The organism is Lentisphaera marina (assembly GCF_028745505.1).
GTDB classification, from domain to species: Bacteria; Verrucomicrobiota; Lentisphaeria; order Lentisphaerales; family Lentisphaeraceae; genus Lentisphaera; species Lentisphaera marina.
The window spans coordinates 2,071,617-2,086,624 of the sequence record NZ_JAQZZL010000002.1; the positions used below are offsets into that span (position 1 = coordinate 2,071,617).

The 15,008-nt window shown below is 32.5% G+C and carries 17 protein-coding genes; 3 read left to right on the plus strand and 14 right to left on the minus strand.

Translation table 11 applies throughout. The features are described 5' to 3' along the window. Positions 1 to 303: 303 nt before the first annotated feature. The 14 genes from PQO01_RS19530 to PQO01_RS19595 form a co-directional block, all read right to left on the minus strand. Positions 304 to 705 carry a hypothetical protein gene (locus PQO01_RS19530; protein WP_274315908.1) on the minus strand — a complete coding sequence of 134 codons (402 nt, stop codon included), beginning with the start codon at positions 703 to 705 and terminating at the stop codon, positions 304 to 306. Between the two features lie 80 nt (positions 706 to 785). Beyond that, positions 786 to 1,256: a hypothetical protein gene (locus PQO01_RS19535; protein WP_274315909.1), complete on the minus strand. Its 471-nt coding sequence runs from the start codon at positions 1,254 to 1,256 to the stop codon at positions 786 to 788. A gap of 338 nt (positions 1,257 to 1,594) precedes the next feature. Continuing rightward, a complete protein-coding gene (locus tag PQO01_RS19540) occupies positions 1,595 to 1,999 on the minus strand; it encodes a hypothetical protein (protein WP_274315910.1) in 405 nt (134 codons plus the stop codon). A 69-nt stretch (positions 2,000 to 2,068) separates the two neighbouring features. Continuing rightward, on the minus strand, positions 2,069 to 2,302 hold the full coding sequence (locus PQO01_RS19545; RefSeq protein ID WP_274315911.1) for a hypothetical protein: 234 nt from the start codon (positions 2,300 to 2,302) through the stop codon (positions 2,069 to 2,071). A gap of 552 nt (positions 2,303 to 2,854) precedes the next feature. Then, on the minus strand, positions 2,855 to 3,202 hold the full coding sequence (locus PQO01_RS19550) for a hypothetical protein (RefSeq protein WP_274315912.1): 348 nt from the start codon (positions 3,200 to 3,202) through the stop codon (positions 2,855 to 2,857). Positions 3,203 to 3,281: 79 nt separating this feature from the next. Further along, positions 3,282 to 3,752 (minus strand): hypothetical protein, encoded by a 471-nt coding sequence (locus tag PQO01_RS19555; protein ID WP_274315913.1) that lies wholly within the window; start codon positions 3,750 to 3,752, stop codon positions 3,282 to 3,284. A gap of 432 nt (positions 3,753 to 4,184) precedes the next feature. Further along, positions 4,185 to 4,871 carry a DUF4288 domain-containing protein gene (locus tag PQO01_RS19560; RefSeq protein WP_274315914.1) on the minus strand — a complete coding sequence of 229 codons (687 nt, stop codon included), beginning with the start codon at positions 4,869 to 4,871 and terminating at the stop codon, positions 4,185 to 4,187. A 67-nt stretch (positions 4,872 to 4,938) separates the two neighbouring features. Then, complete coding sequence (locus PQO01_RS19565; RefSeq protein ID WP_274315915.1) at positions 4,939 to 5,289, minus strand: hypothetical protein; 351 nt, start codon at positions 5,287 to 5,289, stop codon at positions 4,939 to 4,941. Between the two features lie 633 nt (positions 5,290 to 5,922). Continuing rightward, a complete protein-coding gene (locus tag PQO01_RS19570; RefSeq protein ID WP_274315916.1) occupies positions 5,923 to 6,369 on the minus strand; it encodes a DUF6036 family nucleotidyltransferase in 447 nt (148 codons plus the stop codon). Positions 6,370 to 6,643: 274 nt separating this feature from the next. After that, positions 6,644 to 7,060, minus strand: a complete 417-nt coding sequence (locus tag PQO01_RS19575) for a hypothetical protein (protein WP_274315917.1) — start codon at positions 7,058 to 7,060, stop codon at positions 6,644 to 6,646. 1,343 nt (positions 7,061 to 8,403) lie between these two features. Next, positions 8,404 to 8,730 carry a hypothetical protein gene (locus tag PQO01_RS19580; RefSeq protein ID WP_274315918.1) on the minus strand — a complete coding sequence of 109 codons (327 nt, stop codon included), beginning with the start codon at positions 8,728 to 8,730 and terminating at the stop codon, positions 8,404 to 8,406. A gap of 90 nt (positions 8,731 to 8,820) precedes the next feature. After that, positions 8,821 to 9,240, minus strand: a complete 420-nt coding sequence (locus PQO01_RS19585; protein WP_274315901.1) for an SMI1/KNR4 family protein — start codon at positions 9,238 to 9,240, stop codon at positions 8,821 to 8,823. Between the two features lie 650 nt (positions 9,241 to 9,890). Then, positions 9,891 to 10,361 carry a hypothetical protein gene (locus tag PQO01_RS19590; protein WP_274315919.1) on the minus strand — a complete coding sequence of 157 codons (471 nt, stop codon included), beginning with the start codon at positions 10,359 to 10,361 and terminating at the stop codon, positions 9,891 to 9,893. Positions 10,362 to 10,940: 579 nt separating this feature from the next. Then, complete coding sequence (locus tag PQO01_RS19595) at positions 10,941 to 11,273, minus strand: hypothetical protein (RefSeq protein ID WP_274315920.1); 333 nt, start codon at positions 11,271 to 11,273, stop codon at positions 10,941 to 10,943. A 468-nt stretch (positions 11,274 to 11,741) separates the two neighbouring features. On the opposite strand from PQO01_RS19595, the gene PQO01_RS19600 reads away from it, so the two are divergent. From PQO01_RS19600 to PQO01_RS19610, 3 genes are all read left to right on the plus strand, one after another. Further along, positions 11,742 to 13,016 (plus strand): integron integrase, encoded by a 1,275-nt coding sequence (locus tag PQO01_RS19600; protein WP_337994461.1) that lies wholly within the window; start codon positions 11,742 to 11,744, stop codon positions 13,014 to 13,016. A 277-nt stretch (positions 13,017 to 13,293) separates the two neighbouring features. Further along, positions 13,294 to 14,349, plus strand: a complete 1,056-nt coding sequence (locus PQO01_RS19605; protein ID WP_274315921.1) for a CNNM domain-containing protein — start codon at positions 13,294 to 13,296, stop codon at positions 14,347 to 14,349. Positions 14,350 to 14,503: 154 nt separating this feature from the next. Continuing rightward, on the plus strand, positions 14,504 to 14,974 hold the full coding sequence (locus PQO01_RS19610; RefSeq protein ID WP_274315922.1) for a vacuolar protein sorting-associated family 26 protein: 471 nt from the start codon (positions 14,504 to 14,506) through the stop codon (positions 14,972 to 14,974). The last annotated feature ends 34 nt before the right edge of the window (positions 14,975 to 15,008 follow it).

Below are 15,008 nucleotides of genomic sequence, written 5' to 3' on the forward strand. Positions count from 1 at the left end.
GCTCACGGATTCAGGATTAAGACTATTTAGTTGTGAGTACGAGAAACATCTGCCTAAATATTCATACTGCTGTTCTGTTAATTCAGACTTTGATAAAAATTGTGAATTTAAAAAATGTAAGGTATAAGCCCAATTTTTAATAAAATCATACCCTTCAGATTCATCTAGATTTTTAATTATTGATTCTGCTGTGCTTAAATCTAAATTTTTGTATGTATAGTTCATTTTGTATTCTGTTTTTCAGTATAACGTCTAAGCTGAGGGAGATTGAGCCTTAGCGAAAATCTTCCTTCCGGCTTCTTGTTAGAATTTTTTTGTTATTCTACTGATTAGAGAACCAGTTTTTATATTTCGTGTTTCTTCAACTATGAAACCACCATCAGTTCTTAAAGAAAGAAGTGTACTAATAATTGTAAATTCATTTTCTGAAGTCGTAATTTCGACTTTATGTCTAGGTGATTTTTTTAGATATATATCCTGTGGTTCACAATATTTTTCCCATACATTCTTACCATCAACTACTTTAGTAATTTGAACTCCACCAAATGAATGTTCCTCATAGTGTAGAGATAAGTGTGTATTTTTATCGATAATTAATTTTAAATTTTCCCCCCAAAATGGTTGGTTCTCGGAAGGACTAATCATGATGAATGTCATAATGAGAATCAAAATAAGACTGATAATGGTGGGATAAAACTTTTTCATTTTATTATTCTAACGACCTAAATTACCTGAATTCGAGGAACGAGAATTTCAGGTTCATTTTTTGGTTAGGGTTTTGTTAATTATTTCCAAAACTGCCACCATGATTTAGTAGGCTGTTGATTATTTTTAAGTTCTGACATCATGGATCGAAGTGCCGCCATTTCTTCATCTGTTGCAGGAGGAAGGTCGTGCTCTTGTTTCAATTTTGCTTGTTGGGATTGTTCAATTTTAACTAATGGGACATTAGCTTTTTCTAGTATCGAACTACAAAGAGCATTTTGTTCATCCTCATAATTGACCTGTAACAGTTCATTATGATTATTAGAAAGGTATAACATAAAGGAATAGAAACGTAGTTCATCATTATCTGATACAGAGGATATAGCTTTGATTACATTCCCAAATTCGTTCAGTGTAGATACTGAAAAATTATGGTCACTAAAGAGGATATCTAAACCCATATCTTCTGTTGGTCCTGCTGAACATTTTGGGCAAGGGCACAAAGCACCAAATTTTGTATCACCACAGTTGAAGCATAATGCCATTGTCATAATGAAGATCCTTTATTTAATTTTATTCTACCCTAACGACCTAAATGAGCTGTATTTTCTATTTAAAATTTGATTCAAAACGAAAATATCAGTTCGATTTTTTGGTTAGTATTTCGTCTTTTTTTTGTTTTTTAATTTATAAAATCTGATCATTTGAGATAATTATTTCTGATTCAATTTAGTTCTAAAATTATCTAAATTCTGATCATTGTGAATGTGTGCATCTGCGATTCATGGGATAATTGTTTCTGACATTTAAATTTATTCTATACTAACGACCTAAATTACCTGAATTCGAGGAACGAGAATTTCAGGTTCATTTTTTGGTTCGGTATTTTCTATATGATTTCTTTTATGAAGTTAATTGCTTCAAGTTCGTTTATTAATTCAGATTTTGGAATGTCTCTCCAACCAGGAAGATAGAACGGAACAAGTGTTTCATCATTTGATGGGGAAGAGGACTTAATAAATCCCGTAGGTTCTGGTTTGATTCTAACTATTAACCAACCTGATTTAGATATACCAATTTGATATAATTCATGGTCAGTTTTCAAACAAAAAGAAAATCCAATATTTAATTTTTTAAGAGCTTCATTTTGTTCTAATTCTTTCTCGTGTTCAAAACTTAAATTTTTTATATATTCATTCAGTTCTTCAAAATTATGTATATCGACTATTCCACTTTGATTAGAGGATGCAGAACTTCCTAAAAAGGATTCAATAAACTGTGTTACTTTAGTCATATTTTATATTTACCGAACGTCTGAGTTTACCTGAATTCGAGGAACGAGAATTTCAGGTGCGACTCCTTGTTAGACTTTTGTTTCTATTTTTTGTGATTGTACTTCTGATAAATAATTGTTTTTTATCGATAAAGATTTCTTTAATGGGATAAGGACTGCTAGATAAATTGGTTCTTGAAATGTGTTGGAAAATAGTGTGTCTATGTAACTCATCGTACCGCCTATTATAAGACCATAGAACTGTATGTTGTTTATTAAATTAAGACCTTTTTTTGTTCCAAACTTTTTTTCATTTTTCATCATTTCGTCCATAATCCAAGTGTGAAAAAGAGCAAATAAAATTATTAACAGAAATGTGCTGAGTATTCCCATGAAATGATCAGAAGACCTGATGAAAAAAAGGTTTTTTATAAAGGGTATAGCAATTAATACTACGAGGACTTTTTTATTCATATTTTATGTATGTCTAACGTTTAAGCTGAGGGAGATTGAGCCTTAGCGAAAATCTTCCTTCCGGCTTCTTGTTAGTTGTTTTTCTTTTTCAATTTTGACTTTTTTGATGACATATGTGACTACAAAAAAGATGATTATTGATATGATGATATGGAATAAATATATCTGATTGATTTTTCGTATGAGAGTTCTTGATAATTGATTTAACTTTTCATTATCATCTTTAATAACTCTCAAAAATCCCATTTGTTGCATATTTAACCTCATTATGCCAAAGGTTGCCCACACGTATAATGCGGTGAGGAGAAATAAAATTTTATTGAAATGTTTAATCATTTATGTTCAACTAACGATCTAAATGAGCTGTATTTTCTATTTGAAATGTGATTCAAAACGAAAATATCAGTTCGATTTTTTGGTTAGAGTTTGTCCATTAATTATTTTTTCTTCTATTTGATATAGTACATCATTAAATTTGTGTATTTGATCCAATGCTTTTTCAGATGGTGTGTCGTAATTGAAATTATTTCTGAATTCTATGTCTTTCTGTATAAGTTCATGAATTAATTTTGAGTGAGCTTTTGGGTCTAATTGTGAAACAATTAATGTATACTTTTTAACTGTTGCCATGTATGCTGCTTTGTAGTTGTAAAGCTCTAATGTCGAGTGTTTCTTACCGATATAGTAGCCAGTTATTATGCTGAAAAAAATACTGATAATTATTATGATGTACAAGTTTTTTTGTTTCATTTTATTCTACTCTAACGACCGAGATTAGTGAGATTTGAGCCTAGGCGAAAATCTTCACTGCAGCTCATGGTTCGATTGTTTATTTTTTCTTAGGTTCATACTTAATTTGTGATGAATTGGAATATTGTGTTTCTACATGTCCATCTGCATAGAATATTGTTGCTTTACCACCATTTGAGTGAACTGTCTGATCTCCAGCAATGGGCCTTTCATGTGATTCTATTTCTAGGTATTTAATACCTGGTGTTACACCATTGTTCTTTGGTTCACAAAAAGAGTAACTATTCTCTTTTTTCTTTTCAGTGATTACTGGAGTGTCATGTTTTGCATCACAGTTGAAAGTACTGTCTTCTAATTCCCACATATTGTAAGCATTATGTGGGTCTGGAGCAGAATTGATAACACTTAGTGTTTTAGGCATGTATACATATGAATCTTGAATAGAATAATACATGATCATGGAAGTGGATATTTGTTTTAAATTACTGATGCAGCTTTTCTGTAAAGCTTTGTCTTTTGCTACCATAATTTGAGATGTTAGAATACTCACAAGAACCAGAATGATTCCAATGATTATTAAGACATCTCTTCGTTTTAAATTTGATTTCATTATTTATTTATCGAACGATTTAAATGAGCTGTATTTTCTATTTAAAATTTGATTCAAAACGAAAATATCAGTTCGATTTTTTGGTTAGAATTTGTCCATTTTGATTGTTGATAAGTAGCCAAATCATGGATAAAACAGATGATTCGATCAATTGCTGATTCCGCATTTACTTATTGTGTTTTGAGTGATGATTTGCGTTTAAGTTTGGTGAATTGTTGACTCTGCATTTAGTCAGCTTAATTCTGTGATTCCAAGAATAAAGTGATTTGCTTTGTCAGTAACAATTCGTTCTAGATTTACTATTCCATTTTCCATTCTAACGACCTAAATTACCTGAATTCGAGGAACGAGAATTTCAGGTTCATTTTTTGGTTATGATTTATATTTATTATTCCAGATCATGTTTTTTTTAATTTTTTTATCATATCTATGTGATGAAACTTCAATTACATCATCTTGAAATTCATATTCCATGAATTCAACATCTATTATTTCTATGAGCTTCCATCTAACAAGTTTAAAATCACCGTTTAGGTAGGGTTCTGAATAACTCTTAGATTCCCTTTTAACTTTTTGAATAGCTTCCTCTGTATCATGAGCTCGAACAATCATAGTTCGTTCTTCTTGAGTTTGTAAACCTTTTTCTTGGTTTTCTATCTGAATTGCATATAGAGCGGTAACACTAAACCAACCGATAATGGGTGATTCATTGACTTGTTTATTTGTTTCTTTTTTGCCTTTGATTTTTTCTACAAAAATCGCACTACATTTTGTTAGTTTTAAAAGATCTGATGATGTAAACCACCCTTCTATTCCTCTTGGATCATTCTTTTTACCAATGATTTGATAATTATTTTGATCCAAATTCTCTGTTATTTCTTTTAGTTGATTTCTACAAAATTTTGATAATAACTTTTTTCGCTTTTCTGGGGTATATTTAATAAAGTCATCTATTTCTGGATACTTGAAATGGGCTCTTATATATAGCTCATAATTGGTATTATTTAAATCTTCAAAAGTAAGATCAAATCTACTTAAATTGTGAATGTTTGTTTTCATTTTATTTTATCATAACGACCTAAATTACCTGAATTCGAGTAACGAGAATTTCAGGTTCATTTTTTGGTTAGGCTTTTGTTATTTCGTCTTCCAGTTTCCACAATAGTCTGTGGTTTATTTGTGTACTTAAAGTTTTAGCATTTTTATGACCATTAGGTAAAAAGCAACTTAAGTGTTGAATCTCTATCATACTTACAATGTCTTCTTTGTTTTCCACATCATAATATTCATTATCTTCTTTAGAATATGTCATTAGGGCTATTTCAGTTAATGGAGAGTTTGCTAGTCCTAAATCTGTACTTTCCTTTGAGTCGATAAATGAGATTTGATCTATCGATTCTAAAAGTTCTCTAACTTGTATTGCAGTTAGTTTTTCTTGATCTGGTTTACAGATGAGTTTTATTGTGAAGTATTCCATTTTTTATTCTAGCCTAACGATTTAAATGAGCTGTATTTTCTAATCAAAATTTGATTCAAAACGAAAATATCAGTTCGATTTTTTGGTTAGTTTTTGTCTTCTATTTCTTGTTTCTATATTTATAAAATTCTATCATTTGAGATAAATAATTCAGATCTGATTTTGTTCTAAAATCATCATGATTCAGATAATTCTAACTTCGTGCATCTGCGATTTATTTGGATTCTCATTTCTACAATTTGTTTTTAATTTTATTTCAAACTAACGACTTAAATGAGCTGTATTTTCTATTTAAAATTTGATTCAAAACGAAAATATCAGTTCGATTTTTTGGTTAGAATTTGTCCATTTTGATTGTTGATAAGTAGCCAAATCATGGATAAAACACATGATTCGATCAATTGCTGATTCCGCATTTACTTATTGTGTTTTGAGTGATGATTTGCGTTTAAGTTTGGTGAATTGTTGACTCTGCATTTAGTCAGCTTAATTCTGTGATTCCAAGAATAAAGTGATGTGCTTTGTCAGTAACAATTCATTCTAGATTTACTATTCCATTTTCCATTCTAACGAGCAAACTAAGTAGGATTCGAGCCTTAGCGAGAACCTCTACTTCAGTGTTATGTTATGTGTTTATAGTTCTCCCAGAGATTCTAAATCAGCTAAATCTTGGTGTCTTGCTGTTGCTTTCTTATTTTTAATCAAGTCGCTTTTGGAGATCATGATGATTTCTAAATCTCCCATTGTTGTCTTTTCGGCATTTTTATATGCAGAATCAAAATCTACTCCATCTATTGATGTCATAATATCGATTCGAACTGGCGGATAGCCTAATTGAAGAACTTGATCTTCATGAATGAAGTCTTCTTGTTTAATGCCTAGAGCACCAAAACCAAATTCGTTTAGAGCACTCACAACTTTTTCTGCATTATCTTGAGAAATTTTGATCCACAGATCAATGTCGCCTGTATACCTTGGTGCTCCATGGTATGCAAGCGCATACCCACCAACGATTATATATTTAACTTTTTGTTCGTTGAATAAGTTTAGCAGATCGTTGAAGTCTGGATGAATTTCCATTGTATTGACGCCTTAATAATTCTACACATGATAAGCGCTCTTCTGGTGTTTGTTTTAACCAAAAAGCTAAATCAGTATTTTGTTTTTTTGAAACTCGTTTTATAACCTTTATCATGATACTCTCAAATTGGTTTTTTATAATTTACTTTTTAATACCAGCAATACAAATAGTTAATATTTATTCTCACATAACGACCTAAATTACCTGAATTCGAGGAACGAGAATTTCAGGTTCATTTTTTGGTTATGATTGGTTTTTTTTGTGATCTACAACTCATATTATTTTCGTTTTAATATTACAAATAACGTTTATATAGTGTCGATAAAAGGATTTGTGATCTCTATCATCTGAATAATCCACATTTACTAAGGTGATATTTTTTTGATCTTGATTTTTAAATTTATATTTGATGGAAATTGTAGTGCCATCTAAACATATTTGTTCAAAGTCAGTAACTTTATGATATTTCATGAATTCAATTAGCTTAATTAATTTTCGGAATCCTTTTTTCGTGGAATCAAGGTAATGCTTTTCATTCGGTGTTTCACACTGATATCTAAATACGAAACTTCTATCGATATCAAGATACAAACAATGACTAAATTGTGGATCAGGCCCAAGTGTGGATAATTCAAATACTTCCATATCATGAAGTATAGAAGTATCTATTTTTCGAAAAAAATTAGACATGATTCTTAACCTTTTTTATTCTTTTCATAACGTCTGAGTTTACCTGTTTTCGAGCCTAGGCGAGAATATCAGGTGCGACTCTTTGTTAGTTTTTTATTTCTTTCATTTTGTTATTTTTTATTGCTCTATATATCAAAAATAAGATAACAATGAAAATTATTTCTCTAGCTTGTCCTGCTCGATAAACAATTTCTTTATTTAAGTCCATGAGTTTCTTTATTGTGTCCATATTTGTACTGCTGTTTCCATGGAATGTGAACATAGGAACTAAGAATCTGACTACTTCTAGAAACAACGCTAGAATGGATAATATAATTGCAAGTTTAGCTTCCTTAGCCTTTTTAGAATTGTATAAAACTTTAGCAATTTTGAACGTTATTATCAAGGGGATAATAATTAGAATTATTTGAGTAGCTATGTGTAATCTAGTTTCCATTTATATTAAACTAACGATCTAAATGAGCTGTATTTTCTATTTGAAATTTGATTCAAAACGAAAATATCAGTTCGATTTTTTGGTTAGAATTTGTCCATTTTGATTGTTGATAAGCAGCCAAATCAGGGATAAAACAGATGATTCGATCAATTGCTGATTCCGCATTTACTTATTGTGTTTTGAGTGATGATTTGCGTTTAAGTTTGGTGAATTGTTGACTCTGCATTTAGGCAGCTTAATTCTGTGATTCCAAGAATAAAGTGATGTGCTTTATCAGTAACAATTCGTTCTAGATTTATTATTCCATTTTCCATTCTAACGACCTAAATTACCTGAATTCGAGGAACGAGAATTTCAGGTTCATTTTTTGGTTAGTTTTTGTCTTCTATTTCTTGTTTCTATATTTATAAAATTCTATCATTTGAGATAAATAATTCAGATCTGATTTTGTTCTAAAATCATCATGATTCAGATAATTCTAACTTCGTGCATCTGCGATTTATTTGGATTCTCATTTCTACAATTTGTGTTTTAACTTTATTTCAAACTAACGACCTAAATTACCTGAATTCGAGGAACGAGAATTTCAGGTTCATTTTTTGGTTAGAATTTGTCCATTTTGATTGTTGATAAGTAGCCAAATCAGGGATAAAACAGATGATTCGATCAATTGCTGATTCCGCATTTACTTATTGTGTTTTGAGTGATGAGTTGCGTTTAAGTTTGGTGAATTGTTGACTCTGCATTTAGTCAGCTTAATTCTGTGATTCCAAGAATAAAGTGATGTGCTTTGTCAGTAACAATTCGTTCTAGATTTATTATTCCATTTTCCATTCTAACGACCTAAATTACCTGAATTCGAGGAACGAGAATTTCAGGTTCATTTTTTGGTTAGACTATTTTTCTTTCATGCTTTGATAAATGCGTATATAACTAATAATAACAAGGTAATTGGAATACCAAGACTTATTAAAATTGGTAAATTCCTAGGATCATCATCTCGATTTAGTGTTCCTCCAAATGGTGACATTTCTGTGAATTTATGCAACCAATCTGGTAAGTTTCCACCTCTAGAAATATACCATAAACCGATTAATGCTAGAGGAAGAATAGAGTGAATAGCAATACCTTTTCCATTTGCTAGTTGATGATCAGTTCTAAAATAAATATAGCCTGATAAAACAAATAAACCGATAGTAAGAACTGTGGCTACAGTTACTTTTTTATTCTTCATTATTATTGTCTAACGATTTAAATGAGCTGTATTTTCTATTTAAAATTTGATTCAAAACGAAAATATCAGTTCGATTTTTTGGTTAGGCTTTTAGATTTCTATCCAGTCGGTATCTGAAATTAAATCTTTAAATGAGTCATGTAGACATTCTATTTGATCATCATCGTGACTAATATAGTATATTTTTGATTGTGGACATTCACTCGCTTTCATACAAACACAATCTCCATTACCTACATCATAAATTGGAATATAATCTTCCGTTAGATTACCACATTCCATTTCTTGCTCATAAACAGTTTTAATGGAATCACAATTATAGATTTCTCTGATGGTTAAAAAACCACCCTCAATATGATTTGTGAGTAGAACCTCATGAAAGTTTTTAAAAACATCATCAAATTTACAATTAAATAATGATTCAAGTTTATTCCAATCACTCTCCAAATTCGGTTTGTAGGGCTCAGATCGTTTATAAGTCTTATTTCGTATTTTATCTATTATGTTCATTTTTATTCTAGCCTAACGTTTAAGCTGAGGGAGATTGAGCCTTAGCGAAAATCTTCCTTCCGGCTTCTTGTTAGATCTTTTCTTTTTTACTGTTGATAATTAGATTTATTTTCTTTTTTATTGCTGAGTTCGCATATACTTGGAATCGTATTTGATGCATAGTTTGCGTTGAATTCTGGTTAATTTCTGAGTTCGCATTTAGTCAGCTTAATTCTGTGATTTGAAGAATAGGGTGACTTGCTTTGTCAGTTACGTTTCCCAAGTAATTTTCATTAATTTTATTCTGATCTAACGATTTAAATGAGCTGTATTTTCTATTTAAAATTTGATTCAAAACGAAAATATCAGTTCGATTTTTTGGTTAGAATTTGTCCAATTTTAATTGTTGATAAGTAGCCAAATCAGGGATAAAACAGATGATTCGATCAATTGCTGATTCCGCATTTACTTATTGTGTTTTGAGTGATGATTTGCGTTTAAGTTTGGTGAATTGATGACTCTGCATTTAGTCAGCTTAATTCTGTGATTCCAAGAATAAAGTGATTTGCTTTGTCAGTAACAATTCGTTCTAGATTTACTATTCCATTTTCCATTCTAACGACCTAAATTACCTGAATGCGAGGAACGAGAATTTCAGGTTCATTTTTTGGTTAGACTTTTTCGTTTTTCAGTTTCTTCCATTTTTCTTCTGGTAACCAAATAAAGTTTTTTGTTGGTTTTTGATGATCTACAACTAAATAACAATTTCTGTTGAATAAATTGATATCATCTGTTTCTTTATCTAAGGATATTTTATATTCACAATTATTGAATATGAATTTTACTGTATAGTTTCCACTCCCTATAAAGTGTAATCCTTGTTCGTCATATTCTCCTAAAATATAATCTCCTGTTTTAACAAGGTGAATTTTTTTTACAGTCAACCATACATAAAAAAAGGTGAAGGTTATTCCTATAATAGTCAAGATCATATGAAATGTAAAAAATTCTTTGTATTGACCAGGAGGCACGATAAAAGGATAAATAATACTACCTAATACACTAACCATTGAGAATGCATGTAGTATTTTTACAGGAAGTTGTGTCCAAGTAAGGTATAAAGCTAGTTTGATATTATTCATTATTTATGAGTCTAACGACCTAAATTACCTGAATTCGAGGAACGAGAATTTCAGGTTCATTTTTTGGTTAGAATTTGTCCATTTTAATTGTTGATAAGTAGCCAAATCAGGGATAAAACACATGATTCGATCAATTGCTGATTCCGCATTTACTTATTGTGTTTTGAGTGATGATTTGCGTTTAAGTTTGGTGAATTGTTGACTCTGCATTTAGTCAGCTTAATTCTGTGATTCCAAGAATAAAGTGATGTGCTTTGTCAGTAACAATTCGTTCTAGATTCTTTATTCCAATTTTCATTCTAACGACCTAAATTACCTGAATTCGAGGAACGAGAATTTCAGGTTCATTTTTTGGTTATGATTTTTTCTATTTTCTTTTAAATTTTTCATTTTTATAAGGCTATTGCTGACTCAGCATAATTCTAGATTTTTTGTCTTTAGATAATTCTAAATTTGTGCATCCGCGATTTGTTGGATAATCGTTTCTATCATTTAATTTTTATTCTATCATAACGTCTGAGTTTACCTGAATTCGAGGAACGAGAATTTCAGGTGCGACTCTTGGTTCGGTTTTTGATTTTATTCTTTTTTTGTGATTCTAAAGCGATTATCTGATAGATATATAATCAGTTTTAAATCACCCTTTATTATTGCACCCATTTCCATGTTTTTTGAATTTATGTTTTTAAGTCTTTCAGCCTCATTATTATTTAATGTTCCTGATATAGATGGGCCACCTAACATGGATGGTGTGTAACTTCCTTTTATCATTTTCATTTTTGGATCAAATAAATTGTTTGCTTTCTCAATCATTTGAAATTTATCTACGCTTATTTTGTAACTAGAAATGAAATAAATAGATCCCACAATTGATAGAGTGATTCCTAGTTTAATAAGATGCTTTTTTTTCATTTATATTATTACCGAACATGGTATTAGTAGACTAAATATCGCTTGGGATATTTTTGTGGTTTTTGAGTGTGTGTGTTGTTAACATTGTGTTGTCTGACTCCTTTGTTACATAGTGATATTTAAGTTAAGTATAATAATTGTAGTAATGATTGTAAATAGAGTCTTGTAATAAAGCGACATTTTAGCTGTGAAAATTTGTCGCTATTCCGGATTAGCTGGAATGAGATTGGATAATTATATGAAATTCATAATTCAAATTTTGAATGAGTTTAGTCGAATAACCCCGAAGTCCCTGTAAGAGGACTGGAGGAAATCGACTAAAATAGGTCGAATAACTCGGAGTTTACTGATGGGTGCTGTAATGTGTCGTCTAAATACAAGGGGGTTTGAGCGGATTAAATGGCTATTAAATACTTGCTTTTATTAAAGAGTTGTCATAGGTTTTATAAAGTGAGATAAGGAAAATGTATGAATACTTTAGATGGATTTAAAAAGTTTTTAGTTCAAAAGGGGCGAGTGTATCCTAAACATATTGAGTTTTATATTGGCTGGGTAAAGCAGTACGCGAATTTTTCAAGAGATCTGGGTGAGTCTCCTTATGAAATGACATGTCTGAAACAGTATAAAAATAGTTTGATGAATCGTGTCGAAAAGTGGCAGTTAGAACAGGCCGAAGAAGCGATAAAACTTTATTGGTATTGGCGAACGGGGAAAGAGCCAGGCAATAGTGCTGAAGAGTTGAACAGCTTAATAGATAAGTGTCGACAGGATTCCGTACTTTGTGAAGAACAAATTGAATACTTACAAGAGTTTTCGCGAGTAATGAATTTACAGAAAAAATCATATAGAACAATTCAGAGTTATTTGTCTTGGATAGAGCGTTATTTAGCTTATGCGGGAGATCAAGCAAAAGATTCTGAGAGTGTGAGAAATTTTTTATCATATTTGGTAATGAATCAGAAGGTATCGGGTTCAACTCAAAATCAAGCTTTATGTGCTTTGGTGTTGTTTTTTAAGAGTGTTTTTCTAGAAGATTTGGGTGATGTGAGTGGTAGCTTAAGATCTCAGAAAAAGGAAAAACTCCCGGTTGTTTTAAGTCGAGCAGAGATCAAGAATATGATATCTGAGTTCAAGGGGGAGAGTGGTTTAATGTTAAAGTTGATCTATGGCGGAGGTTTGCGTAAAAATGAATGTTTAAGGTTGAGGGTTAAGGATATAGATTTTATTAGAGGTTCTTTAAATATTTATCAAGCCAAAGGTGATAAGACGCGTCAGACTTTATTAGCTGAAAATTTAAAAGATGAAATTGATTTGCATTTAAAGAAGGTGAAACAGTTATACGAAAAAGATATAGCGGATGGTATAGAGGGCGTTTACCTTCCCGATGCCTTAAATAGAAAGTATCCTAATGCGGGGAAAGAATGGAAGTGGTACTGGTTATTCCCTGCGCGACAAAGAAGTTTTGACCCAATGAAGAAAGAAAAAGTTCAACGTAGGCATCATCGCTTAGGGCATGGTTTGGTTAAAGAATTGAAAGAAATATGTCAAAGAGTCGGTATTCATAAATATTGTACGGTGCATACGCTACGGCATAGTTTTGCGACTCATTTACTGGAGGGTGGGACGGATTTGAGAACGATTCAGGAATTGTTGGGGCATGAAGATATAAGTACGACGCAAATTTATACACATGTATTGAGTTTGAATAAGTCGGGGACGAGAAGTCCTTTGGATGATTTGTAGTTAAGGAGTTTGGAATCAGGAATCAGACAGGCTCCGCATCAAAAGTGGACGAAGCACTTTTGTAAAAATAGTGGGGGCTGTGTTGTGTGAGTGACTCCTACCTCCAAGTAAATATCAATACTGCAATAGAGCTTTGTTTTGCGATCCTCGCAATACTAAAGCACTGGGGTGCGGTAGTTATTCTAGACTATTTGTCTAATCTCAGAGGGACTAGCGGTGAAGATTTTTAAGACTCCGCTATTTTATAGGGACTATTAAAACTTATCCAACGAAACTCATGACCTTACTTTTTACTTACCTTGCCATTGCTATTGGCGTTTCTTTCCTTTGCTCTATACTCGAAGCCGTACTACTCTCAATCACACCCAGTTTTGTTGAGAAAATGAAAACGGAAAAACCTGCCGCTGCTGCACGACTAGTAAAAGTCAAAGGGCGTATGGACTCATCCCTTTCCAGTATTTTGATCCTCAATACTTTCGCTCATACCATTGGTGCCGCTGGGGTTGGTTCTCAAGCCGTACAAATCTTTGGTCAGAAGTGGGAAAGCCTCATCGCCGTATTACTTACCCTCGCGATTTTATACCTATCCGAAATCATCCCAAAAACACTTGGTGCAACTTTCTGGCAGCAATTGGCAGTTCCCTCAGCACAATTAATTTCTTACCTCATCTATTTAGTCTACCCCCTCGTTTTAGTTTCTACTTTTCTCACCAAAATCTTGAGCGGAAAGAAAGAAAACAAAATCACTCGCGAAGAAATCATTGCCATGGCCTCACTGAGCCACAAAGGCGGCTCTCTCTTCACCCAGGAAAATGATTACATATCGAACCTCCTCAATCTTAGAGATAAAACTACCGAACAGATCCTGACTCCAAGAACAGTCGTTCACATGCTCGATGAATCGCTCACGGTTACGCAAGCTCTCGACGACCCAAACACAGCAAATTTCAGCCGCATCCCACTTTATACTGAAACGACTGATAATATTACGGGCAAAGTCACTCGTGCCGATCTCTTTGAGGCCGAACGTAAAGGACAAGGGAGCAGTTCTCTTAATGAACTAGCGAACCCCATTTTTCGTGTTTCAGAAAAGCTTTCCGTCCACAAGCTTTTAGATCTCTTTACTAAAAAGAAGTCTCATCTTTTTCTTGTTGAGGATGAATTTGGTCAAACTGCGGGCGTCGTTAGCTTAGAAGATGCCATAGAAACTTTACTCGGCATCGAAATCCTTGATGAGCGCGACACGGTTGAAGACATGCAAGCCTTAGCAAAGGACAAGTATCGCGATCGCCTCGATGAAGTCAAAGACCAAGCTAAATCTTCAGATAATTAAAGCTCATCCCTCTCAAGGTTTACCTCAAGAATATTTTTGGTATAAATCTCTCATCAGCAGGTGCGTTTTCATTTGCTTGATTTCTCTCTGAACAATATTTTGAAACTCAGACTAAAAAGTCTGCTTAAACAAAATGTAAAAAAGGAGGAAAAACATGGGGTTTTTCGATAAAATTAAATCGGCAGTTAATGTCGTCACAGGTGGTGCAGCCGAAGTTAATGTTTCATTTGGAGAAGCAAAATTTGGTGAGCCAATTAGTCTTCATATCAGAGCATTAGCTAAATCCGATCTAAAGATTGAAAAGGTATACCTAAAATTACGTGGCATCGAAGAAATCAATGTTGATGATGTGGACTACCACGACAAAGATGGCGACGGCGATAAAGAAAAAACTCACGAAAATGTTCGCAAGCAACACGAGACTTATGAAATGGAGCAAGTCATTTCTGGTGCTCAAGAACTCGAAGATGGCCAAGAATACGAATGGACCACAGAAATCCAACTCCCTGACCATCTTCAGAGCCCTTACCGTGGGCGTTACTGCACACACTCATATGAAGTATTTATTGGACTCGATGCCTTCGGCAACGATCCCGATACTGGCTGGGTCAACATTCCTTTCTAAAGTGAATTAACTTTATAAAAAAATCCGCAGATTT

Coding starts and splice junctions, on each gene's coding strand:
- PQO01_RS19570 (WP_274315916.1), bottom strand. CDS start 6,369: ATGGAAATTCATCCAGACTTCAACGATCTGCTAAACTTATTCAACGAA.
- PQO01_RS19550 (WP_274315912.1), bottom strand. CDS start 3,202: ATGAAACAAAAAAACTTGTACATCATAATAATTATCAGTATTTTTTTC.
- PQO01_RS19580 (WP_274315918.1), bottom strand. CDS start 8,730: ATGAAGAATAAAAAAGTAACTGTAGCCACAGTTCTTACTATCGGTTTA.
- PQO01_RS19585 (WP_274315901.1), bottom strand. CDS start 9,240: ATGAACATAATAGATAAAATACGAAATAAGACTTATAAACGATCTGAG.
- PQO01_RS19565 (WP_274315915.1), bottom strand. CDS start 5,289: ATGGAATACTTCACAATAAAACTCATCTGTAAACCAGATCAAGAAAAA.
- PQO01_RS19560 (WP_274315914.1), bottom strand. CDS start 4,871: ATGAAAACAAACATTCACAATTTAAGTAGATTTGATCTTACTTTTGAA.
- PQO01_RS19530 (WP_274315908.1), bottom strand. CDS start 705: ATGAAAAAGTTTTATCCCACCATTATCAGTCTTATTTTGATTCTCATT.
- PQO01_RS19590 (WP_274315919.1), bottom strand. CDS start 10,361: ATGAATAATATCAAACTAGCTTTATACCTTACTTGGACACAACTTCCT.
- PQO01_RS19610 (WP_274315922.1), top strand. CDS start 14,504: ATGGGGTTTTTCGATAAAATTAAATCGGCAGTTAATGTCGTCACAGGT.
- PQO01_RS19575 (WP_274315917.1), bottom strand. CDS start 7,060: ATGTCTAATTTTTTTCGAAAAATAGATACTTCTATACTTCATGATATG.
- PQO01_RS19605 (WP_274315921.1), top strand. CDS start 13,294: ATGACCTTACTTTTTACTTACCTTGCCATTGCTATTGGCGTTTCTTTC.
- PQO01_RS19600 (WP_337994461.1), top strand. CDS start 11,742: ATGAATACTTTAGATGGATTTAAAAAGTTTTTAGTTCAAAAGGGGCGA.
- PQO01_RS19540 (WP_274315910.1), bottom strand. CDS start 1,999: ATGACTAAAGTAACACAGTTTATTGAATCCTTTTTAGGAAGTTCTGCA.
- PQO01_RS19545 (WP_274315911.1), bottom strand. CDS start 2,302: ATGATGAAAAATGAAAAAAAGTTTGGAACAAAAAAAGGTCTTAATTTA.
- PQO01_RS19595 (WP_274315920.1), bottom strand. CDS start 11,273: ATGAAAAAAAAGCATCTTATTAAACTAGGAATCACTCTATCAATTGTG.
- PQO01_RS19535 (WP_274315909.1), bottom strand. CDS start 1,256: ATGACAATGGCATTATGCTTCAACTGTGGTGATACAAAATTTGGTGCT.